Source organism: Actinokineospora terrae (assembly GCF_900111175.1).
Lineage (GTDB): Bacteria > Actinomycetota > Actinomycetes > Mycobacteriales > Pseudonocardiaceae > Actinokineospora > Actinokineospora terrae.
In genome coordinates this window covers 1-21,177 of record NZ_FOGI01000001.1, presented here as the reverse complement: position 1 = coordinate 21,177, position 21,177 = coordinate 1, and the positions used below count along the sequence as shown (strand labels likewise).

Genomic DNA, 21,177 nt, shown 5'->3' with positions numbered 1-21,177 from the left:
ACAAGCCACAAGCCGAAGGGGCATCCGATGCGACGCAGCAAGACGACCGCAGCACTGGCCACCGTTCTCGCCGCCTGCGCCGTGATGCTCGTCGAGCAGCCGGTCGCCGACGCCGCCGGGAGCGACGAGCTGTACCTGGTCGCCACCGCCTACACCTTCGACGAGTCCGGCGAGGTCCAGACCGGCACCACCGGCGAGGGTGACGCGAACACCTTCTCGGCGGCCAAGGCCACCGCGGACACCTCGTGCACCGACGGCACCTACGCGCTCAAGCCGTGGAAGGTCACCACGCTCAAGTGGCTCTACAACAGCACCGGCGTGCCCGCCGCGATCGCCTCGACCGCGCTGTCGACGATCACCACCGCCTCCGACACCGTCGCCAAGGGCGCCAACCGCTGCGGCCAGCCCGCGAACCTGACCAGCACGTTCACCTACGCGGGGACCACGTCGGTGAAGCCGCAGGTCGCCACGAACGCCACCTGTACCGGCAACGACGGCAAGTCGGTCACCGGCTGGGGCGCGCTGCCCGCCAAGGTGCTCGCCTACACCTGCACCTACTACAACGCGCGCGGCGTGGTCGTCGCCTCCGACACCCTGATCGACAACGTGGCCTACACCTGGTTCACCACCAAGCCCGCGAACTGCACCGGCGCCAAGTACGACCTGCAGACCACGCTGACCCACGAGCGGCTGCACACGGCAGGGCTCGCGCACGTCGACCAGGTCAAGAACGCCGCCCAGGTGATGACCCCCGCCAGCTCCGCCTGCGACACCTCGCGCCGCCTGCTCGGCGCGGGTGACTACGCGGGTCTGAAGGCCCTCGCCGCGCGAGCCACTCGTTAAGGAAGCACTCATCTCGACGTAACCGGTCGGGAACGGTTCACCCCTCTCGGCCGATAGCGGTAACCGACGCCGCGCACGGCCGAGAGGGGTGAGCCGTTCCCGGCCCAGCCCAGTTTCCGGCGCAGCCGCAGCACGGCGAACTTGACCCGGTCCGGCGCGATGCCGGTCGGGTCGTCCCACACCGAGGCCAGCAGGTCGGCCAGGGTCAGCGCGGCGCCCGGGTTGCGCACCAGCACGTTGAGCAGGCGGAACTCGGTGCCGGTCAGCTCGAGCTCGCGGCCGTGCACGCTGACCAGGCGGGTGCGCGGGTCGACCCGGACCTCGCCGTCGTCGTAGACCTGCGCCCGCTCCCCCAGCTCGCCGCCCGACCTGCGCAGCAGCGCCTCCACCCTGGCCAGCAGCTCGATCGCGGCGAAGGGCTTGGTGAGCACGTCGTCGGCGCCGCCGCGCAGGCCGCGGACCTTGTCGGCGACCCCGCCGTGCGCGGAGAGCAGCAGCACCGGCAGGTCGGCGATGTCGCGGACCCGCTCCAGCACACCCCAACCGTCCATCCCGGGCCCGGCGACCAGGCCGAGGTCGAGCAGCAGCAGGTGCGGGCGGGTCTGGTGCAGCAGCCGCAGCCCCGCGCGGCCGTCGCCGACGCACAGCAGCTCGTGGCCGGAGGCGTCGAACAGCAGCCGGAGCACACCCAGCACGTCCGGGTCGTCGTCCACCGCGAGGATCCGCGCCATCGCCCCCGTTCACCCCCTCTGACGTGGGGCTCGTGCGGGCCCCGGCGTGATCCTCACCGTAAAACGGGACGAACCGGCCCGCACGACGCGGATGTCACCCACAGGGTGTTACTCGGCGCAACCAAATCGCAACTGTCCGCTCAACTGTCTCGCTCCCCGGAATGGGCACTCTACCGTCGTTAGTGACCCACGCCACATCTCGCCGAGTGGAAGGACATGTCATGCGCCGAAGCCAGGTCACCGTTGTCGCCGCCGCAGCACTCGCCGCCGCCATCGTCTTGGTGCCGGGGTCCGTGCCAGGGCCGACAGTGGCCGACGAGCAGGTCTTCGTGGTGGGGCAGGCGATCTACGCAGCAGACGAGGACGACGCGCAGTACGCGGGAGCCGCGGCGCCCACGGAGGACACCTCGTGCACCGACACCAGCTACGCGATCAAGACGTGGCGGGTGACGGGCACGTACAACTGGTTCTACAACGGCGAGGGCGCTCCACCGGCCGTCGCGAGCACCGCCCTGGCCGCCATCACCGCATCCGGCGACACCGTCGGCAAGGGCGCGAACCGGTGCGGCCTGGCGACCAGCTTCACCACCGCGTACAAGTACGGGGGCACCTCGACCGCCAAACCGCAGGTCGCCAGCGACCTCACCTGCACCGGCAACGACGGCAAGAGCGTGACCGGCTGGGGCGCGCTCCCGCCCAAGGTGCTGGCGTACACGTGCACCTTCTTCAACGCCAAGGGCGTGGTGATCGCCTCGGACGCGCTGATCGACAACGTGGTCTACACCTGGTTCACCTCGAAGCCCGCCAACTGCGCGGGCCAGCTCTACGACCTCGAGACCACCATGACCCACGAACGCCTGCACACCGCGGGCCTCGCCCACGTCGACCAGGTCCGCAGCGCCGCCCAGACCATGACCCCCTCCAGCGCCCCGTGCGACACCTCCCGCCGCCTGCTGGGCGCGGGCGACTACGCGGGCCTCAAGGCCGCGGGGACGGTCCGGTAGCTCACTCGCGGACGGTGCCGAGGATCCGCTCGACGGCGATCTCGATCACCACGCGGTCGGGGTTGGGGCGCGGTTCGCGGTAGCGGGCCGCGTACCGGCGTTCGGCGTCGGCGACTCGGTCGGGGGTGTCGGTCACTGTGGCGGTGCCCTCCAGGGAGGTCCACCTGCGACCGTCCACCTGGCACACCACGACCCGGCCGGTGGCCAGGGCGTTGCGGACCTTGCGGGTGTCTCGTGAGGTGATCACCCTGGCCACGCGTGCTCCGGCGTCGTAGGTGACTCCTACCGGGACCACGTGCGGGGTGCCGTCGGGGCGCAGGGTGGTCAGGGTGCACAGGTGGCGTTCGCGCCAGAATTGCTCGAAATCGGGTGACACCCGGGCCACGGTACTCGGCCCGGGTGTCACCCGTACGCACAGAACCGGCAGCGGCTAGTCGTCGTCCCCGCCGAAGAAGTCGCCGATCTCGTCGAAGACCTCGCCGAGGACCATGCCGCCGACGACGCCCGCGGCGGCGCCCGCGACCACGCCGCCGACGCCGGGGCCGCCGTGGTGGCCGCCGTGGAAGCCGTGGGCGCCATGGGAACCGTGCGACTGGGCGCGGCGGCCGGAGACCTGGGTGAGCCATTCCTCGACGCGGGCGCGCCAGTCGGTGCGCTCGGCGTCGTGGTGGCTGACGTGGAAGCGGCCGTAGACGTCGCCGCCTGCGGTGAACAGGCCGGAGCGGCGGTCGGCCTCCAGGACGATGGCCATGCCCTGCGGTTCGGTGACGAAGGTCAGCTCGACCTGGGTGATGCCCCGCGCCAGGTGCGGCGGCGGGTAGAACTCGATCTCCTGGAAGAACGGCAGCTGCTGGTGCACGCCGTGGATGCGGCCCGCCTCCAGGTCCGCGGTCTTGAAGCGGAAACCGAGCTGCCCGAACGCGCCGAGCACCGCCTCCTGCGAGGGCAGCGGCACGATCTGCACCGGGTCGAGGTCACCCTTGTCCACGGCCTTGGCGACCGCGAGCTCGGTGCGCAGACCCAGCGCCATGCCGTGCAGGTGGGTGCCGAACACCTCGGTCAGCGGCGCCTCCCACGGCACCGGCAGCTGGAACGGGATCGACCGCTGCTGACCGGCAGGCAGGCTGAACCGGCCCGCGACCACCGCGCGGTCGAACTCCACCGGGGCCACGCTGTCGTCGGACCGCTCGACCCTGGCCACCAGCGACAGCGCGACGTAGTCGATGTCGGCGTCGGCGTCGCCGCCGACCATCCTGACCTCGCCGGTGAGCACACCGCCGGGGTGCACGCGGGAGTTCGACAGCACCGTGTCCACGGACGGCCCGCCGACCCCCAGCGCCCGCAGCACCTTCTTGAAGACCATCGTCACCCTTTCCTCGCGGGGAGCTTGCTCACCCCTAGTGACGCACCACGCCCCGCGTGGTTGATCGCCCCCCGTGCCCGATTTCAGTCAAGCACGGCCAGCGCGTCGATCTCCACCAGCAGCCCCTCCGGCAGTCCGACGTAGACCGTGGTCCGCGCCGGGCGCGGGTCGGAGATGAACCTGGCGTAGGTGTCGTTCATCTCGGCGAAGTGCGCGGTGTCGGTGAGGTAGACGCGGAACATGACCACGTCGGCCTCGGTGGCGCCCGCCTCGGCGAGGACGGCGAGGACGTTGCGCATGGTCTGCTCGGTCTGCTCGGCGACGGTCGAGCCGACCACGGCGCCGGTCTCGGGGTGGAAGGCGACCTGGCCCGCCACCTGGACGATGCCGCCCTTGCGCACACCGGGCGAGATCGGCACGTCCGACGGCGCGGAGAACGGGGTCAGTGCGGTCCTGGGCATGGTGTTCCTCTCGGTGGTACTCGGATCGACGGATCGGCAAGGGATTCAGTGCGGGTCAGGTCAGCGCGGCGGTGTGGCCGCAGGCCGCGGATGCCCTGGCGGCCGTGCGCAGCAGGTCGGGCACGAGGGCCAGCAGCCCGTCGTGGTCGAGCAGGACCTTGGGCACCGACACCGACACCGCGGCGATCACCCCGCCGCGCTGCCCGCGCACCGGCGCGGCGACGCAGTGGATGAAGTCCTCGTGCTCGGAGTCGTCGAGCGCGTAGCCCCGCTCGGCGACCACGGCGAGTTCGGCGAGGTAGGCCTCGGCGGTGGTGATGGTGTTGGCGGTCATCGGCACGTAGTCGATGGTGGCGGCGAGGCGTTCGCGGCGGTCCGGGTCCATCGCGGCGACGAGGACCTTGGCGACGGCGGTGCAGTGCAGCGCGGCGCGCTTGCCCACCCGCGAGTACATCCGGACCTGGTGGCGGCTCTCGAACTTGTCGATGTAGACGACCTCGCCGCCCTCGTAGCTGGCCAGGTGCACGGTGTGCCCGGTCAGCTCGTTGAGCTCGCGCAGCGCGGGTTCGGCGGCGCGGCGCACGTCCCTGCTGTCGAGGGAGCGGTTGGCCAGGTCGAACAGCGCGGTGCCCAGCCGGTAGTGGCGGGCGTCGTCGCGCTGGACGAACCGGCGGGACTCCAGGGTGCGCAGCAGCCGCAGGACGGTCGTCTTGTGCACGCCCGCCTGCTCGGCGAGCTGGTCGAGGGTCCGCGGGCCGTCGGCGAGGGCGTCGAGCAGGACGAGGGCGCGGTCGAGGCTCTGGCTCATCGGGCGCGCACCCCGATCCCCGCACCGGTCCAGCTGGTGGCGGCCCAGGCGGCCGGGTCGGCGTCGAGCAGGTCGTCGACGGTGGGCGCCGGGAGCGGGTCGGCGACGTCGTGGTGGGTGCGCAGCACGGTCGCGGCGCGGATGTGGCCCGCGCGCAGGGCACGGGCGGGCGGTTCGCCGCGCAGGGCGGCGGCGAGGAACCCGGCGGCGAAGGCGTCACCGGCGCCGACCGGTTCGACGACCTCGACGCGCAGCGCGGGCTCGAACACCTCGGGCTGACCGTGGCGCAGCAGGGTCGCCCCGACCGCGCCCTGCTTGACGACCAGCGTGTGCGGGGTGGGCAGCACGGCGCGGACCTCGGCCGGGGTCGCGGCGCCCCACACCACCTCGGCCTCGTCCGAGCCGACGAGCACGATGTCGGCGCGGTCGGCCAGTTCCCGCAGGACGCCGTGGTCGGACCCGGCCCAGAGCGCGGGCCGCCAGTTGAGGTCGAACGACACCTGGTGCGCGGTCCTCGGCAGGTCGAGCACCGCGCGCAGCAGGGCGAGGCAGTCCGGCGACAGGGCGGCGGTGATCCCGCTGATGTGCACCAGCCGGGCGCCCGCGAGGTCGACCCGGTCGAGGGTGTCCGGCCCCATCGCCGAGGCGGCCGACCCGCGCCGGTAGTAGCGGACCGGGCTGCCCGCGGCGTCGCTCTCCTTGATGTAGAGGCCGGTGGGGCGGGTCGGGTCGACCAGCACCCCGGAGACGTCGACCCCGGCGGCGGCGACAGCGGCGACCACGGCGCGGCCGAACGGGTCGTCGCCGACCGCGCTCACCCACGCCGAGCGGACCCCGAGCCCGGCCAGCGTCCGCGCCACGTTCGACTCGGCGCCGCCGACGGTCCTGGTCCAGGTCTCGACCAGGTCGGCGGGCCCCGGCTCGGCCGGGACGAACACGGCCATGGACTCACCGAGGCACACGACCTCCACCCCTGCGTTGTGCACCGAGCCTCCAGCAGCCACGCGACCGGCGCCGTTGAACCGGTACCCGCGAGATGCTACACACTGCGTAGCACATGGCGCACTAGTCGTTGCACGGAACGCAATCCACCGTATTGGCGGTGTCCCGTGGCGTGGGAACCGCCAGAGTGCCTGGTCGGCGGGTGACGCCGCCACCACCGGCGCGGTTGGGTGGGGGTGGTCGGCACACCGGCCGACGACGACCGGGAGCGCCCAGCGCCCCCACGACTGCGAGGGGGCACGGTGGCTGGTGCCGGGCGCATCGATCGGACCGCGGTGGCCGGGTTGGCCGACGAACCGCTGGACTGGCGGTTCAAGTCGGTCCCGCACGCGCTGTTCGGGCTGACCGTCGGCCAGGCGGTGGCGCGGCGGCCCGGCCTGTTCCGGGACGGGTTCATCGGTCCCGTGGTCGCGCTGGACAACGACGCGGTGGAGCACAACCTGGCGACGATGGCGGCGTGGTGCGCCGAGCGGGGGCTCGCGCTGGCGCCGCACGGCAAGACGACGATGGCGCCGTCGCTGTTCGCCCGCCAGCTCGACCACGGCGCGTGGGGCATCACCGCGGCCACGGTCGGGCAGCTGCGGGTGTACCGGGCGTTCGGGGTGAGCCGGGTGCTGTTCGCCAACGAGCTGCTCGACCCGGGCGGGCTGGCGTGGCTGGCAGGCGAGCTGGCCGCCGACGAGGAGTTCGAGTTCACCTGCTGGGTGGACTCGGTGCGCGGCGTCGAGCTGATGACCGAGGGGCTGACCGCGGCGGGCCCGGTGGCGCGGCCGGTGCGGGTGCTGGTCGAGGTCGGCGTGGCGGGCGGGCGGACCGGGGTCCGCGACCAGTCCACCGCGCGGGCGGTGGCCGAGGCGGTCGTGGCCAGCCCGGTGCTGCGGCTGGCGGGCGTCGGCGGCTACGAGGGACCGGCCGGGCCGGACGCCAGCGAGTCGAGCCTGGCCGCGGTGGACGCGTTCCTGGGCAGGCTGCGCGAGACGGTGGCGATGCTGCGCGGGAGGTTCGAGACCGAGCACGTGCTGGTCACCGCGGGCGGCAGCGCGTTCTTCGACCGGGTCGCCGACGCGCTCACCGCGCCGTGGCCCGCCGGGTTACCCGTGCTGCCGGTGCTGCGCAGCGGCGCCTACATCACCCACGACGACGGGTTCTACCGCGACATCTCCCCGCTCGGCGCGCACCCGCGGGTGTCGTCGGTGCCGCCGCTGCGCTCGGCGCTGCGGGCGTGGGCGCAGGTGGTGTCGCGGCCGGAGCCGGGGTTGGCGCTGCTGGCGGTCGGCAAGCGGGACGTGCCCTACGACATCGACCTGCCGGAGCCGCAGGTGCTGCGGACCCCGACCGGGACGCACGGGCTGCACGACGCCAGGGTGACCGCGCTCAACGACCAGCACGGGTTCCTCGCGGTCGGCTCGCACACCAGGATCGCGGTCGGCGACTGGGTCGGGCTCGGCCTCTCGCACCCGTGCACGGTGTTCGACAAGTGGCAACTGGTGCCGGTCACCGGGACCGACGGGGAGACGGTCGTGGACCTTGTCCGTACCTTCTTCTGACATGACCGCACCGGGGATCCTCTTCCGAGGGGCAACAGTCGTAGACGGCACCGGGTCACCCGGCTACCGGGCCGACGTGCACGTCGCCGCGGGCCGGGTGGCCGCCATCGAGCCCGCGGGCGGGTTGAGCAGGCCCGGGCGGGTGGTCGACGCGGACGGGCTGGTGCTGGCGCCGGGGTTCATCGACATGCACTCGCACTCGGACCTGCGGCTGCTGGCCGAGCCCGACCACGTCGCCAAGGTGTCGCAGGGGGTGACCCTGGAGGTGCTCGGGCAGGACGGGTTGTCCTACGCCCCGGTCGACGACGACACCATCGAACCGCTGCGCGCGCAGCTGGCCGGGTGGAACGGCGACCCGCCGGGGTTCGACTGGAACTGGCGCGACGTCGGCTGCTACCTGGGCAGGCTGGACAAGGGGATCGCGGTCAACGCCGCCTACCTGGTCCCGCACGGCACGGTCCGGATCCTGGTCATGGGCTGGGACGACCGGCGGGCGACCCCGGCGGAGCTGGCGCGGATGCGGGAGGTGACCGCGGCCGGGCTGCGCGAGGGCGCGGTCGGGCTCTCGGCCGGGTTGACCTACGCGCCGGGCATGTACGCGGACCTGGCCGAGCTGGAGGCGTTGTGCGAGGTGGTGGCCGCGCACGACGGCTACTTCAGCCCGCACCACCGCAGCTACGGCGCGGGCGCGCTCGCGGCGTACGAGGAGATGGTCGAGCTGAGCCTGCGCACCGGCTGCCCGCTGCACCTGGCGCACGCGACGATGAACTTCCCGGAGAACGAGGGCAGGGCCGCAGACCTGCTGGCCCTGCTGGACGCCGCGGCCGCGCGCGGTGCCGACATCACCCTCGACAGCTACCCGTACCTCGCGGGCGCGACCTACCTGTCCGCCTTGCTGCCGAGCTGGGCCGCCGAGGGCGGGGTGGACGCCACGCTGGCTCGACTGTCCGATGTGGACATCAGGGAGCGGGTCAGGGTCGACCTGGAGGTGACCGGGTCCGATGGCTGCCACGGCGTCCCGGTGGACTGGACCACCATCGAGGTCAACGGGGTCCGGCTGGACGCCAACCGGCACCTGGTCGGCCGCTCGGTCGCCGAGTCGGCCGCCGCGGCCGGGGTCGCGCCGTTCGAGCTGTTCGCCGACACGCTGCTGGCCGAGCGGCTGGGCACCTCGTGCCTGATGCACGTGGGCCACGAGGCCAACGTGCGGGCGATCATGACCCACCCCGGGCACACCGGCGGCAGCGACGGGCTGCTGGTCGGCGACCGGCCGCACCCCAGGGCCTGGGGCACCTTCCCCCGCTACCTGGGCCACTACGTGCGCGAGGAGGGCGTGCTCGGGCTGGAGGAGTGCGTGGCGCACCTGACCGGCCGGGCCGCGCGCAGGCTCCGGCTCACCGACCGCGGCCTGGTCCGCGCCGGGTACGCGGCCGACCTGGTGCTGTTCGACCCGGCGACGGTCGGCGACACCGCGACCTACACCGAGCCGAGGCAGCGGGCGACCGGCATCGAGCACGTGCTGGTCAACGGCGTGCCGGTGCTCAGCGACGGCGAGCCGACCGGCGCGCTGCCCGGCCACTCGATCCGACGGACAGGTGCCTGAGATGACCAGCCCCGAGACCCAGACCGTCTACATCGGAACCCTCGACGGCGACGGGCTCGTCGTGGCGACCGCGCGGGACGGCGCGTTGACGGTGACCGCCGCGCTGCCCGAGGTGCGCGAGCCGTCCGCGCTGGCCTTCTCGGCGGACCGCGCCACGCTGTACGCGGTGTCCGAACTCCCGGACGGCGTGGTGACCGCGGTCGACATCTCCGACCCGCAACGCCCGGCCGTGCTCACCGCGCAGCCCTCCGGCGGCGCGGGTCCGACGCACCTGGACGTCTTCGGCGACCACCTGGTGACCGCGCACTACAGCGACGGCGTGGTCGCCAGCCACCCGATCGACGCGGACGGGTCCCTCGGCCCGCTCGGGGCGGCGTTGCTGCTGGAGGTCCCCGGCAGCGGGGCGTCGCCGCACGCGCACCAGGTGGTGCCGGACCCGACCGGCCGGTGGCTGCTCGCGGTCGCGCTCGGGTTGGACGCGGTGTTCGTGCTGCGCTTCGACCGGGCCACCGGGGCGCTGGCCGAGCACTCGCGGATGGACCTGCCCGCCAAGACCGGGCCGCGGCACCTGGTGTTCCACCCCGACGGCACCCGGGTGTTCGTGCTCGGCGAGCTGACCCCGACGATCACCACCGCCGACTGGGAGCCGGTGGCCGGGACGCTGACCCGGGGCGAGTCGGTGACCGTCACCGGGCCCGGCGCGCCCGACCCGACCTACCCCGCGGAGATCGCCGCCAGCGGTGACGGGCGGTTCCTCTACGTGACCACGCGCGGTGAGGACGCGGTCGGGGTTTTGCGGATCGGCCCCGGTGCGCCACAATTGGTCCAGACCTCCCCGACGGGCGGTGCCTGGCCGAGGCACTGCGCGCTCGGACCGGGCGGGACCTGGCTCTACGTGGCCAACCAACGCCCCGGCTCGGTCACCTGGCTGCCGCGTGATCCGGCGACCGGGCGGCTCGGCCCGATCGCGGGTGAGGTCACGGTGCGTGGTGCCTGTTGGGTCGCCCTCGCCTGACCGCGCGGTGCTTGTGCCGCCGCGATGGCGGCCCTACCATCCACTGCATTGCTGCCAGTGAAACGAATGTTGCACAGAGCGCAACATCGTAGGTGGAAGGGACGCTGCTCCGATGACCGGCTTCGAGACCCTGCTCCCCCAGCCGGTTTCGGCCCGGCGGGATCCCGGAGTGCTCGTGGTCGACCACCCGGCCGCGGTGCTCGACACCTCCACAGTGGCGCTCGACCCGGTCGCCGTGCCACTTCCCGGGGGATACCGACTTTCCATAACGTCCACGGGCGTAGACGCCGTCGCGCACGACGCGGCAGGCGCGTTCCACGCCACGCAGACGCTGCGCCAACTGCTCGGGCCGGACGCCTTCCGGGCCGCGGACATCCATCGCGGAACCTGGGAACTGCCCCTCGGCGAGATCACCGACCACCCGAGGTTCGGCTGGCGCGGTGTGCTGCTGGACGTGGCGCGGCACTTCATGCCCAAGGCCGGGGTGCTGCGCTTCCTGGACCTGATGGCCGCGCACAAGCTCAACGTGCTGCACCTGCACCTGACCGACGACCAGGGCTGGCGGGTCGAGGTACCCGGCTACCCGCGGCTCACCGAGGTCGCCGCGTGGCGGGCGGGCACCTGGGTGGGCAGGCAGCCCGACGGCGACCCCACGCACGACAACCGCCCGCACGGCGGCTTCTACACGACCGCCGACCTGCGCGAGATCGTCGCCTACGCGGCCGCCCGGCACATCACCGTGGTGCCCGAGGTCGACGTCCCCGGGCACAGCCAGGCCGTGATCGCCGCCTACCCGGAGTTGGGCGTCACCGGCGAGCAGGTCGAGGTGTGGCACGGCTGGGGCGTCAGCGAGCACGTGCTCAACCCGGCCGAGTCCACCGTGGACTTCTTCCGCGCCGTCCTCGACCACGTCATGGCCATCTTCGACTCCCCGGTGATCTGCCTGGGCGGCGACGAGGTCCCGACCACGCAGTGGCACGCCAGCACCGCGGTCAAGGCCAGGGTCGCCGAACTCGGCCTGGACTCCCCCGACGACCTGCACGCCTGGTTCATCCGCGCGCTGGCGGGCCACCTCGCCGCGAACGGGCGACGCGTGCTGGGCTGGGACGAGATCCTCGACGCCGGTGACCTGCCGGAAGGCGCGGTCGTGGCGTCCTGGCGGGGCGAGGCAGCGGGTGTGCGCGCGGCGGTCTCGGGGCACGATGTGGTCATGTGCCCGGAGCAGCGGGTGTACCTCGACCACCGGCAGTCCGACGACCCGGACGAGCCGATCCCGGTGGGCTTCGTGCGCACCCTGGCCGACGTCCGCGCCTACGAACCGATCCCGGCCGAACTGCCCGAGCAGGCGCACCACCGCGTGCTCGGCGCCCAGGCGCAGCTGTGGGCGGAGTACTTCGACAACGGCAGGCGCGTCGATTACGCTGCCTTCCCCCGCCTCGCGGCGTTCGCGGAGGTGGTCTGGAGTCCACGTGGACCCGTGGACCTCGATGAGTTCGTCGACCGGGTGGCCACCCACCACCTGCCGCGGCTCGACGCACTCGGCGTGGAGTACCGGCCCCTGGCCGGACCCCTGCCCTGGCAGCGCAGACCGGGCGTGCCCGGCCGTCCCCGCGCGGACCGGTGACCGCCGCCGCCGCGCCGACCCCACCGGCACCCGGCACCGCGCGCCCGAAGAGCACCGGCACCACCCCCGAGGACACAGGCACCACCCGCGAGACCCCCGAGCAGAGCAGGCACCGACAGCGAGGAGAGCGCACCGGCAGCGTCGATCAGCACTCGCCCGAAATCACCGGGCACCGGCCGCGGCACACCGCGCGCGCGGTCGGATCCGGTGGTCGGGAAATGCATTCCGGCCCGGCGAACCCGCCGGACCGGAATCGTTGTTCAGCGCTCGACCCTGGCCGCAATGGAATCATCCGACGATTGCGGCGACACCAGGGTCGCAACGAACTTGTAACGGTCACCGCGGTATACCGACCGAACCCATTCCACCGGTCGGCCGTCGGTGTCGAACGAATGCCGGGACAGCAGCAGCATGAGCGCACCGGCCTCATTCCCGAGCAGCGCGGCCTCGGCCGGGGTGGCCAGCGCGGTCTCGATGGTCTCCTCCGCGTGGCCCAGTTCGACCCCGTAGTGCTGGTAGAGCACGCCGTAGAGCGAGCCGTCGCCGACGTAGCGGTCCAGGCCGGGGAAGCGCGGCAGCGGCAGCCGCGAGGTCTCGATGGCCATCGGCTCGCCGTCGGCCCGGCGCAGCCTGCGCAGCCGCAGCACGTCGTCGCCGGAGCGGATGCCCAGCAGGGCGGCCAGTTCCGGGTCGGCGGCCCCGATCCGGGCGTCGAGCAGCGACGATGTCGGTCTGCGCCCGTGCGAGCGCATGTCCTCGGTGTAGGAGGACAGCTGCAGCCGCTGCGTCAGCTTGCCCTCCCCCGCGAAGGTCCCGCTGCCGTGCACCCTGGTCAGCCGACCCTCGGCGGTCAGCTCGGCCAGCGCCTTGCGCACGGTCGTGCGGGAGACGCCGAACTCGCTGGCCAGGGCGCGTTCACCGGGCAGCGAGCCGCCGGGCGAGACCGCGCGCAGCAGCTCGGCCAGGCGCTCCTTGAGCTCCCAGTGCTTCGGTGTTCGAGGCGATTTCTTCCCGTTTTCCACGGCATCGCCGAGCAGGTTCTCACCCATGTTGTTCCTCGCTCGCCCGTGCGTCGGCGACCCGTGTCGGGGTGGACATCTGATGTCACGTTTAAGCATTTATCTTGACAAGCCGGAGAAGCTCGGACCACTCTAATCGCAATGGTCTAAACCACTCAAGTCCTTCGCTCCTCTCGTGCCGGGAGGAGCAGCGTCCGGAAGGAATGCATCACCGTGAGAAGTTGGTCGAAGGCTTTGGTCGGGGGGTTCGCGGTCGCACTCGCGGTCGCGGGGTGCGCCGGGTCCGGTTCCGGCAACGACAGCGCCGGGCAGACGAGCGCGCCCTCGGGTCCGCGCACGCTGACCGTGTGGCTGATGAACGGGTCGGCTCCCACCACGCTGACCGACGAGCTGCACAAGGAGTTCCAGGCCTCGCACAAGGACGTCACCGTCAAGTACGAGATCCAGCAGTGGAACGGCATCCAGGACAAGCTGACCACCGCGCTGGCCAGCAACGACGCGCCCGACGTGATCGAGATCGGCAACACCCAGGCGCCCAAGTTCGCCAGCGAGAACGTGCTCGAGGACCTCACCGCCAGCACCGGTGACTTCAACGGCGCCAACTGGCTGAGCAGCCTCAAGGACTCCGGCTCGTGGGACGGCAAGCAGTACGCCATCCCGTTCTACGCCGCCAACCGCGAGATCCTGTACCGCAAGGACCTGTTCGAGCAGGCGGGCATCACCGCGCCGCCCACCTCCCGCGAGGAGTGGCTGGCCGCCATCGGCAAGCTGAAGGCCAAGTTCGGCAGCGACCCGGACTTCCAGGCGCTCTACCTGCCCGGCCAGAACTGGTACACCCTGCTGTCGTTCATCTGGGACGAGGGCGGCGACATCGCCAAGAAGGACGGCACCAAGTTCACCGCCTCGCTCGACAGCGCCGAGGCCAAGGCGGGCCTGGAGTTCTACAAGAAGCTGGTCGAGGAGTCGGGCACCAAGGCGCCCAAGGACGCCGACGAGCAGACCCCGGAGCAGGCGGGCATCTACGGCGGCGGCAAGGTCGCCATGTTCGTCGCCCTGCCGTGGGAGCTGGCCACCGCGGCCAAGTCGGACCCGACCATCAAGGACAAGACCGGGGCGTTCCCGATCCCGTCCAAGACCGCGGGCAAGACCGCGCCGGTGTTCCAGGGCGGCTCGAACCTGGCCGTCCCGGCCAACAGCAAGGACAAGGACCTGGCCAAGGAGTACCTGAAGCTGATCTCCAGCGACAAGTACCAGGCCGGTTTCGCCAAGGCGGGCATGATCCCGGGCACCTCCAAGGACGTCAGCCTGCTCGAGGCCGACCCGATCAACGCCGCGATGGCCAAGGCGTCGGCCAACGGCAAGGCCGTCCCGGCCACCCCGGGCTGGGCGACCATCGAGGCCGGGCAGAACCCGATCAAGGACCTGCTCACCGCCTACCTGACCGGTGCCAAGTCGATCGACCAGGCCACCAAGGACGCCAACGACGCGCTGAACAAGGCGTTCTCCAGCTAGCGGGACACGATGACCTCAACCGTGGACACCGCGCGGCCGGCGGGGACCCCCCCGCCGGCCGCGCGGCCCGGCGCGCGGCGCCGGGCCCGACGCCCCCTGTCCGAGACAGCCCTCCCCTACCTGATGCTCGCCCCCGCGGTGCTGCTGATGCTGGCGCTGCTGGCCTGGCCCGCGCTGCAGGTGCTGGCGATCAGCTTCCGCAAGCTCGACCTCGGTGAACTGGTCCGCGGCGAGCTCAAGTGGGTCGGCTTCGACAACTACACCGCGATCCTGACCGACCCGGAGTTCTGGGTCATCGGGCTGCGCACCCTGATGTTCACCGCGGTCGTCGTGCTCACCACCCTGCTGCTGGGCCTGGGCATCGCGGTGCTGATGCGGCACCTGAGCGGGTGGGTGCGCGTCGTGCTGCAGGTCTGCCTGGTGCTGGCCTGGGCCACGCCGATCATCGCGACCACCACGATCTTCCAGTGGATCTTCGACCAGCAGTACGGGATCCTGAACAAGACCCTGGTGCTGATCGGGTTCGACTCGTTCAAGGGCTACTCCTGGTTCACCAGCGGCACCTCCACGCTGGCCGTGATCGGTCTGCTGGTGGTGTGGCAGGCGGTGCCGTTCATCGCCTTCACCCTCTACGCCGGACTGGTCAACACGCCGAGGGACCTCTACGAGGCCGCCGCGATCGACGGCGCGTCCGGGTGGGCGGCCTTCCGCGCGGTGAGCTGGCCGTCGGTGCGGCCGCTGCTGACCCTGGTCACGTTCCTGTCGGTGCTGTGGGACTTCAAGGTCTTCACCCAGGTCTGGGCGATCCGCCAGGGCGGCCCGGACGGGCAGAGCACGACCCTGCCGGTGCTGCTCTACCTCAGGGGCATCGCGGGCAGCCACTTCGGCGTGGCGGCCGCGGTCGCGGTGCTGATGCTGGTCGTGCTGCTGGCGGTGACCTGGCGGTACATGCGGCTGTTGATCCGCTCACCGGAAACGGAGCTGTAGAGCCATGCTGCACAAGTCGCCCGCCCAGCGCGTGGCACTCGCGGTGTTCGGCCTGGTGCTGGCCGGGTTCTTCCTGTTCCCGACCTACTGGATGTTCACCACCGCGCTCAAGACCCCGGCGCAGATCCTCTCGCCCGCCTACGACCTGATCCCGACGACGGCGACGCTGAAGAACTTCGTCAACGCGATCACCAAGCCGGACTTCGCGACCTTCATCACCAACAGCCTCGTCGTCACCCTCGGCGCGGTCGCCTGCGCCCTGGCCGCGGGGCTGCTGGCCGCGGTGCCGCTGGCGCGGCTGCGCTTCCGCGGCCGCAAGGGCTTCATCCTGCTGGTCCTGATCGCGCAGCTGGCGCCGCTGGAGGCGCTGCTGATCCCGATGTACCTGATCATGCGCGACGCCGACCTGCTCAACTCGCTGTGGGGTCTGCTGCTGGTGTACGTGGCCTTCACGCTGCCGTTCACGGTGTGGACGCTGCGCGGCTTCGTCAAGGGCATCCCGATCGAGCTGGAAGAGGCCGCGATGGTCGACGGCTGTGGACGCTGGGGCGTGTTCACCCGCGTCACGCTGCCGCTGCTGGGCCCCGGCCTGGTCGCCACCTCGGTGTTCAGCTTCATCACCGCGTGGAACGAGTTCCTCTACGCGCTGGTGTTCATGCGCGAGAAGGACAAGCAGACGCTGCCGGTGTGGCTCTCGTCGTTCAAGACCGCGTTCGGCACCGACTGGGGCGGCGTCATGGCGGCCTCGGTGATCTACGCGATCCCCGCGCTGATCTTCTTCCTGCTGGTGCAGCGCAAGCTGGTCTCCGGTTCCACCGCAGGGGCGGTGAAGGGCTGATGGCGCGGTCGGGGCTGCACGCGCTGGCCGAGGCGGTACTGCTGCCAGGGTTCGCCGGGACGAGCGCGCCGGACTGGGTCCGCGAGCGGATCGCGGACGGGCTCGGCGGGGTGGTGCTGTTCGGCCGCAACATCGTCGACGACGAGCAGGTCGCCGCGTTGACCGCGCAGCTGCGCGGCGAGCGCGACGACGTGGTCATCGGCATCGACGAGGAGGGTGGCGACGTCACCAGGCTCGACGCCGCCACCGGCTCGACGCTGCCGGGACCGCTCGCGCTCGGCGCGGCGGGCGACCTCGGCCTCACCGCCGAGGTCGGCACCGCGCTGGGCGCCCGGCTCGCGGCCTGCGGGGTCACCCTGGACCTCGCGCCGTGCGCGGACCTGACGCTCACCCTGGACGACCCGATCATCGGGGTGCGCGCGTTCGGCGCGGACCCCTACGCCGCGGCCGCGCACGTGGCCGCCTACGTGCGCGGCATGCAGAGCGCCGGTGTCGCCGCCTGCGCCAAGCACTTCCCCGGGCACGGGGCGTCCACCTCGGACTCGCACTTCACCCTGCCGGTGCTGCCCCGCACGCCCGACGAGCTCGACGCGGTGGAGCTCGTGCCGTTCCGGGCCGCCATCGCCGCCGGGGTGCGGTCGGTGATGACCGGGCACCTGGTGGTGCCGCAGTGGGGTCCCGACCCCGCCACGGTCAACCCGACCGCGATCCTGGAGGTGCTGCGCGGTCAGCTCGGCTTCACCGGGGCCGTGGTCACCGACGCGCTGGAGATGGGCGCGGTGGCCGGGCACCTGGGCAACGCGGCCGGCCTCGCGGACGCCGCTGTGCGGTCGCTGAGGGCGGGCGCGGACGCGCTGTGCATCGGCGGCGAGATCGCTGACGCCGACGCGGTGGCGGCCATCGTGGAGCGCATCGTGGCCGAGGTGCACGCGGGCACGCTGACCGAGGAGCGCTTGGCGGAGGCCGCTGAGCGCACCAGGTCGCTCGGTGTCCCCCCGCACGGCGGGGTCACCGCCCGAGATGATGTCGAACTGGGCATGGCCGTGGCGCGCAAGGCGCTGCGGACCAGCCACCTGCCCGCGCTCTCCCCTGAACCGCTGGTGGTCGACGTCGAGGTCGAGCCCACCATCGCCGCGGGACACGTCCCGTGGGGTCTTGGTCCACACCTGGTCGAACTGCTCCCCGGCGCGAGGGCGGTGCGGGTCACCGCGGCGCAGCCCGGCGAGCTGTTCGACCTGGCGCGCGGCCGGGAAGTCGTCGTGACCACCCGTGACGCCCACCGCCACCCGGCGGTGCTGGACCTCGTCGCGGGCCTGGTGCGGACGGCGACCGCGGTCGTGCACGTGGAAACCGGCACGTCAGGCCCGGATCTGGGCACCCTGGGCCGGATCGACACCTTCGGCGGCTCGAGGTCGAGCCTGCGCGCCGCGGCGGAGGTGATCAGCGGTTCCTCGGTGTCCGGCCTGGCCAGGCACACCGATCCCACCGGTCTCGCCGACCGGTGACCGCGCGTGGTCGCACGCGCACCCAGACGGTCCGTTCGACTGGCGCCACTGCTCCATTCGAGTGAGACTATTGGTCTAGACCTTGTCCCGAAGAATTGGTCTGGACCACGGTAGACCGTGTTATCCCTGCTCCCTCCCGAGGTGAACAATTGTCCAGGATCAGATGGCACCTGACCGCGGCGGCCATCGCCGCGGCCGCCGTCACGTTCGGAATCGTGGCCGCGCCAGCCAGTGGCGCCGCCTCGCCCACCGCCGAGTTCCAGAAGACGCAGGACTGGGGCTCCGGCTGGACGGGCAAGGTCACCGTGCGCAACGGTGGCAGCTCCGCGCTGAGCAGCTGGGCGGTCGAGTTCGACCTCCCGGCAGGCACTTCCATCCCGTCGGCGTGGGACGCGGCACTGACCAAGACGGGTAACCACTACAAGTTCACGAACCTGTCCTGGAACGGCAACGTCCCGGCCGGTGGCACGGCCTCGTTCGGGTTCAACGGCTCGGGCACCGGTTCGCCGAGCAACTGCACCTTGAACGGCCAGCCGTGTGGCGGTGGCACCAACCCCACCTCCTCGTCCACCACGACGACCACCACGACGACCACTCGTCCGACGTCCTCCACGACGACGACGACCTCGTCCTCGACGACCACCACGACCTCGTCGTCGACCACGACGACCACCACCACGGGCAACCCGCCCCCCGGTGACAAGCTCGTGGGCTACTTCATCCAGTGGGGCGTCTACGGGCGCAACTTCCACGTGAAGAACGTCGACACCAGCGGTTCCGCGGCGAAGCTGACGCACATCAACTACGCGTTCGGCAACGTCCAGAACGGCCAGTGCACCATCGGTGACGCCTACGCCGACTACGACAAGGCCTACACCGCGGCCGACAGCGTCGACGGTGTCGCCGACAACTGGGACCAGCCGCTGCGGGGCAACTTCAACCAGCTGCGCAAGCTGAAGAAGAAGTACCCGAACCTGAAGGTCCTCTGGTCCTTCGGTGGCTGGACCTGGTCCGGTGGCTTCGGCCAGGCGTCGAAGAACCCGGCCGCGTTCGCGGACTCCTGCTACAAGCTGGTCGAGGACCCCCGTTGGGCCGACGTGTTCGACGGCATCGACATCGACTGGGAGTACCCGAACGCCTGTGGTCTGACCTGCGACACCAGCGGCCCGGACTCCTTCAAGGCGGTCACCCAGGCGCTGCGCAACAAGTTCGGCGCCAACAACCTGATCACCGCGGCCACCTCGGCCGACGGTGCTGACGGCGGCAAGCTCGACGTCGCGGACTACGCGGGCGCGGTCCAGTACCTGGACTGGGTCATGCCGATGACCTACGACTTCTTCGGCGCGTGGGACGCCAAGGGCCCGACCAACCCGCACTCGCCGCTGACCGCGTACCCCGGTATCCCGAAGGACAAGTGGACCACCGAGGGCGCGATCAACAAGTTCAAGTCCAAGGGCATCCCGGCGAGCAAGATCCTGCTGGGCGTGGGCTTCTACGGCCGCGGCTGGACCGGCGTCACGCAGGCCACCCCGGGTGGCACCGCGACCGCCGCCGCTCCGGGCACCTACGAGGCCGGTTTCGAGGACTACAAGGTCCTCAAGACCAAGTGCCCCGCGACCGGCACCATCGGTGGCACGGCCTACGCGTTCTGCGGTGGCAACTGGTGGGGTTACGACACCCCCGCCACTGTCGCGGGCAAGCGCAACTGGGGCAAGGCGCAGGGTCTCGGCGGCTCCTTCTTCTGGGAGCTCTCCGGCGACACCTCCAACGGTGAGCTGATCACCGCGCTGCGCGGCTAGATCTCCGGCTGGGACGGGCCGGATGTGGGCGGCTGCCTGGGTCAACCCCCAGGCAGCCGCTCAGCCCGTTCCCCCGCCCGGCACGGCTTGCTTTTCTTTCCACTCGGCGCGCTGCCCACGACGGCAGCGCTCACGCGGAGGTGCCACGTGGACGTGGACGACGGGGACGCGGGACTGGAACTGGTGCACCTGCTGCGCCGGATCACCGGCAGGCTCGACCTGATGGCGGCGGAGTTCGCCGCGGCCAACGGGTTGCACCCCACCGACCTGCGCGCGCTCATCCACCTGCTGGACGCGCGGCGCGAGGAGCTGGCGGCGACACCGGGCTGGCTCAGCGGCAAGCTGGCGCTGAACTCGGCCTCGGTCACCGCCCTGGTCGACCGCCTGGTCCGGGCCGGGTACGTCCGGCGGACCAGGGACAACCGCGACCGCAGACGGGTCCTGCTGACCGTGCAGGACGAGGCAATCCGGTTGGGCTGGTCGTTCTACGGTGGCATCATCACCGACATGGTCGACGCGATGCGCGAGTTCGACGGCTCGGAACTGGCGGTCGCCCGCCGCTTCCTCGACCGCATGCACGACGTGGTCCGGGCCGACAAGCCCACCAACCCGGTGGTCCGCCTGGTCCCCCTGGACGAGGCCACCACCGAGCGCCTGCTCAGCGTGGCCGTCCACGAGGCCCGCCCCACCGACGTCATGCCCACCCAGGACGGGGCCGACACCTGGACCCCGGCGACCGAGAACGCCTTCCGCGAGTTCCACCGCTCCCACTTCCACGGCGCCAACGGCACCGTGATGTACGCGGTCGAGTCCGAGGGCAGCCTGACGGGCATGATCCGGATGGCGCGGGTGTCGCAGGACGAGGCCGAGACGGGGATGTGGCTGGGTCGGTCTGCCCGCGGCAAGGGGATCGGGACTGCCGCTTTACGGGCGCTGGTGGCTGAGGCTGCCGCCGCGGGGGTTCGGACGATCGTGGCTGACACGACGTCGGGGAACTCGGCGGCGTTGGGGGCGTTGCGGACTTGTGGGGCTACTTTGACGCATCACGGGGATGATGTGCGGGCGGAGCTGCCGATCGGGTGAGGGGTGGGGTGTCTGCTTGGTCGCGTCCTCGGCATTGGCGGGGGCGCGATTTTTTTTGTTCGGCTCTCGGTCTCGCCTGCGGCGTCGATGGATGGGGCCTCGCCTGCGGCATTGGCCGGGGCGCGAGTTTTGAGCTTTGCTCGATGGGGCGAACTTGTTTTGCGCGGGGCCCCTGCGGCGTCCTGGGAAGAGCACAAAGGCGGGGCCTGAAGAGACGGCCCTCCCCCGCGCGGAGAGCTTACGGACGCCGCCACCCCACACAAAACAAGTCCACCCCATCGAGCCGGCTTGGCACCAGCGACTCCGAGGAGCGGTTGTCGGCCAACGATCGTGAGGGCCGGGTGGTGGGCCAACGTTGTTGGGGGCGGCTGTTCTTGAACACGAGAAAGCCCCCCACCAATAAAGGTGGGGGGCTTCTCGAATGATTGTCCGG

Annotated in this window: 19 protein-coding genes; 12 read left to right on the top strand and 7 right to left on the bottom strand. The window is 71.6% G+C overall.

The window, feature by feature from the left end; genetic code table 11:
- Positions 1-27: 27 nt before the first annotated feature.
- On the top strand, positions 28-843 hold the full coding sequence (locus BMY07_RS00100; RefSeq protein WP_092774324.1) for a peptidase M10A: 816 nt from the start codon (positions 28-30) through the stop codon (positions 841-843).
- Between the two features lie 8 nt (positions 844-851).
- On the opposite strand, the gene BMY07_RS00095 is transcribed toward BMY07_RS00100, so the two are convergent.
- On the bottom strand, positions 852-1,574 hold the full coding sequence (locus BMY07_RS00095) for a response regulator transcription factor (RefSeq protein ID WP_092774323.1): 723 nt from the start codon (positions 1,572-1,574) through the stop codon (positions 852-854).
- 221 nt (positions 1,575-1,795) lie between these two features.
- Between BMY07_RS00095 and BMY07_RS00090 the strand changes: the two genes are divergently transcribed.
- The gene (locus tag BMY07_RS00090) at positions 1,796-2,578 is read left to right on the top strand and encodes a peptidase M10A (RefSeq protein WP_092774322.1); all 783 of its coding nucleotides are present in this window, start codon (positions 1,796-1,798) and stop codon (positions 2,576-2,578) included.
- 1 nt (position 2,579) lies between these two features.
- Here BMY07_RS00090 and BMY07_RS00085 read toward each other — a convergent pair whose 3' ends face one another.
- From BMY07_RS00085 to BMY07_RS00065, 5 genes are all read right to left on the bottom strand, one after another.
- Positions 2,580-2,954 carry a pyridoxamine 5'-phosphate oxidase family protein gene (locus BMY07_RS00085; protein WP_281245012.1) on the bottom strand — a complete coding sequence of 125 codons (375 nt, stop codon included), beginning with the start codon at positions 2,952-2,954 and terminating at the stop codon, positions 2,580-2,582.
- Between the two features lie 54 nt (positions 2,955-3,008).
- Positions 3,009-3,941 (bottom strand): sporulation protein, encoded by a 933-nt coding sequence (locus BMY07_RS00080; RefSeq protein WP_092774320.1) that lies wholly within the window; start codon positions 3,939-3,941, stop codon positions 3,009-3,011.
- An 83-nt stretch (positions 3,942-4,024) separates the two neighbouring features.
- Positions 4,025-4,402, bottom strand: coding sequence for a RidA family protein (locus BMY07_RS00075; protein ID WP_092774319.1), 378 nt, complete (start codon positions 4,400-4,402; stop codon positions 4,025-4,027).
- A 55-nt stretch (positions 4,403-4,457) separates the two neighbouring features.
- A complete protein-coding gene (locus BMY07_RS00070) occupies positions 4,458-5,210 on the bottom strand; it encodes an IclR family transcriptional regulator (protein ID WP_092774318.1) in 753 nt (250 codons plus the stop codon).
- Complete coding sequence (locus tag BMY07_RS00065) at positions 5,207-6,196, bottom strand: sugar kinase (protein ID WP_425426212.1); 990 nt, start codon at positions 6,194-6,196, stop codon at positions 5,207-5,209. The genes BMY07_RS00070 and BMY07_RS00065 overlap by 4 nt, the downstream gene beginning before the upstream one ends.
- Positions 6,197-6,454: 258 nt before the next feature.
- Between BMY07_RS00065 and BMY07_RS00060 the strand changes: the two genes are divergently transcribed.
- The 4 genes from BMY07_RS00060 to BMY07_RS00045 all read left to right on the top strand — a co-directional run bounded on the left by BMY07_RS00060 (position 6,455) and on the right by BMY07_RS00045 (position 12,001).
- Complete coding sequence (locus tag BMY07_RS00060) at positions 6,455-7,759, top strand: alanine racemase (protein WP_092774317.1); 1,305 nt, start codon at positions 6,455-6,457, stop codon at positions 7,757-7,759.
- 1 nt (position 7,760) lies between these two features.
- The gene (locus tag BMY07_RS00055; protein WP_092774316.1) at positions 7,761-9,362 is read left to right on the top strand and encodes an N-acyl-D-amino-acid deacylase family protein; all 1,602 of its coding nucleotides are present in this window, start codon (positions 7,761-7,763) and stop codon (positions 9,360-9,362) included.
- Position 9,363: 1 nt separating this feature from the next.
- Positions 9,364-10,377, top strand: coding sequence for a lactonase family protein (locus tag BMY07_RS00050; RefSeq protein WP_092774315.1), 1,014 nt, complete (start codon positions 9,364-9,366; stop codon positions 10,375-10,377).
- Between the two features lie 112 nt (positions 10,378-10,489).
- Positions 10,490-12,001 (top strand): beta-N-acetylhexosaminidase, encoded by a 1,512-nt coding sequence (locus BMY07_RS00045; RefSeq protein ID WP_092774314.1) that lies wholly within the window; start codon positions 10,490-10,492, stop codon positions 11,999-12,001.
- Between the two features lie 260 nt (positions 12,002-12,261).
- Here the strand turns inward: BMY07_RS00045 and BMY07_RS00040 are convergent, their stop codons facing one another.
- Positions 12,262-13,050 carry a GntR family transcriptional regulator gene (locus BMY07_RS00040; RefSeq protein WP_092774313.1) on the bottom strand — a complete coding sequence of 263 codons (789 nt, stop codon included), beginning with the start codon at positions 13,048-13,050 and terminating at the stop codon, positions 12,262-12,264.
- Between the two features lie 183 nt (positions 13,051-13,233).
- On the opposite strand from BMY07_RS00040, the gene BMY07_RS00035 reads away from it, so the two are divergent.
- The 6 genes from BMY07_RS00035 to BMY07_RS34740 all read left to right on the top strand — a co-directional run bounded on the left by BMY07_RS00035 (position 13,234) and on the right by BMY07_RS34740 (position 20,744).
- On the top strand, positions 13,234-14,532 hold the full coding sequence (locus tag BMY07_RS00035) for a sugar ABC transporter substrate-binding protein (RefSeq protein ID WP_092774312.1): 1,299 nt from the start codon (positions 13,234-13,236) through the stop codon (positions 14,530-14,532).
- Between the two features lie 9 nt (positions 14,533-14,541).
- Positions 14,542-15,519 (top strand): carbohydrate ABC transporter permease, encoded by a 978-nt coding sequence (locus BMY07_RS00030; protein WP_092774311.1) that lies wholly within the window; start codon positions 14,542-14,544, stop codon positions 15,517-15,519.
- 4 nt (positions 15,520-15,523) lie between these two features.
- Positions 15,524-16,357, top strand: coding sequence for a carbohydrate ABC transporter permease (locus BMY07_RS00025; protein WP_092774310.1), 834 nt, complete (start codon positions 15,524-15,526; stop codon positions 16,355-16,357).
- Complete coding sequence (locus tag BMY07_RS00020) at positions 16,357-17,862, top strand: glycoside hydrolase family 3 N-terminal domain-containing protein (protein WP_092774309.1); 1,506 nt, start codon at positions 16,357-16,359, stop codon at positions 17,860-17,862. Before BMY07_RS00025 ends, BMY07_RS00020 begins: the two co-directional genes overlap by 1 nt.
- A gap of 149 nt (positions 17,863-18,011) precedes the next feature.
- On the top strand, positions 18,012-19,661 hold the full coding sequence (locus BMY07_RS00015) for a glycosyl hydrolase family 18 protein (RefSeq protein WP_092774308.1): 1,650 nt from the start codon (positions 18,012-18,014) through the stop codon (positions 19,659-19,661).
- A gap of 147 nt (positions 19,662-19,808) precedes the next feature.
- Entirely contained in the window at positions 19,809-20,744 is a 936-nt protein-coding gene (locus BMY07_RS34740) for a GNAT family N-acetyltransferase (protein WP_218150551.1), read from the top strand.
- The last annotated feature ends 433 nt before the right edge of the window (positions 20,745-21,177 follow it).

What these genes read in the sequence shown, in the direction of transcription:
- BMY07_RS00020 (WP_092774309.1), top strand. Translation starts at nt 16,357, where the DNA reads ATGGCGCGGTCGGGGCTGCACGCGCTGGCCGAGGCGGTACTGCTGCCA.
- BMY07_RS00095 (WP_092774323.1), bottom strand. Translation starts at nt 1,574, where the DNA reads ATGGCGCGGATCCTCGCGGTGGACGACGACCCGGACGTGCTGGGTGTG.
- BMY07_RS00080 (WP_092774320.1), bottom strand. Translation starts at nt 3,941, where the DNA reads ATGGTCTTCAAGAAGGTGCTGCGGGCGCTGGGGGTCGGCGGGCCGTCC.
- BMY07_RS00090 (WP_092774322.1), top strand. Translation starts at nt 1,796, where the DNA reads ATGCGCCGAAGCCAGGTCACCGTTGTCGCCGCCGCAGCACTCGCCGCC.
- BMY07_RS00025 (WP_092774310.1), top strand. Translation starts at nt 15,524, where the DNA reads ATGCTGCACAAGTCGCCCGCCCAGCGCGTGGCACTCGCGGTGTTCGGC.
- BMY07_RS00030 (WP_092774311.1), top strand. Translation starts at nt 14,542, where the DNA reads ATGACCTCAACCGTGGACACCGCGCGGCCGGCGGGGACCCCCCCGCCG.
- BMY07_RS00100 (WP_092774324.1), top strand. Translation starts at nt 28, where the DNA reads ATGCGACGCAGCAAGACGACCGCAGCACTGGCCACCGTTCTCGCCGCC.
- BMY07_RS00075 (WP_092774319.1), bottom strand. Translation starts at nt 4,402, where the DNA reads ATGCCCAGGACCGCACTGACCCCGTTCTCCGCGCCGTCGGACGTGCCG.
- BMY07_RS00040 (WP_092774313.1), bottom strand. Translation starts at nt 13,050, where the DNA reads ATGGGTGAGAACCTGCTCGGCGATGCCGTGGAAAACGGGAAGAAATCG.
- BMY07_RS00070 (WP_092774318.1), bottom strand. Translation starts at nt 5,210, where the DNA reads ATGAGCCAGAGCCTCGACCGCGCCCTCGTCCTGCTCGACGCCCTCGCC.
- BMY07_RS00045 (WP_092774314.1), top strand. Translation starts at nt 10,490, where the DNA reads ATGACCGGCTTCGAGACCCTGCTCCCCCAGCCGGTTTCGGCCCGGCGG.
- BMY07_RS00055 (WP_092774316.1), top strand. Translation starts at nt 7,761, where the DNA reads ATGACCGCACCGGGGATCCTCTTCCGAGGGGCAACAGTCGTAGACGGC.
- BMY07_RS00050 (WP_092774315.1), top strand. Translation starts at nt 9,364, where the DNA reads ATGACCAGCCCCGAGACCCAGACCGTCTACATCGGAACCCTCGACGGC.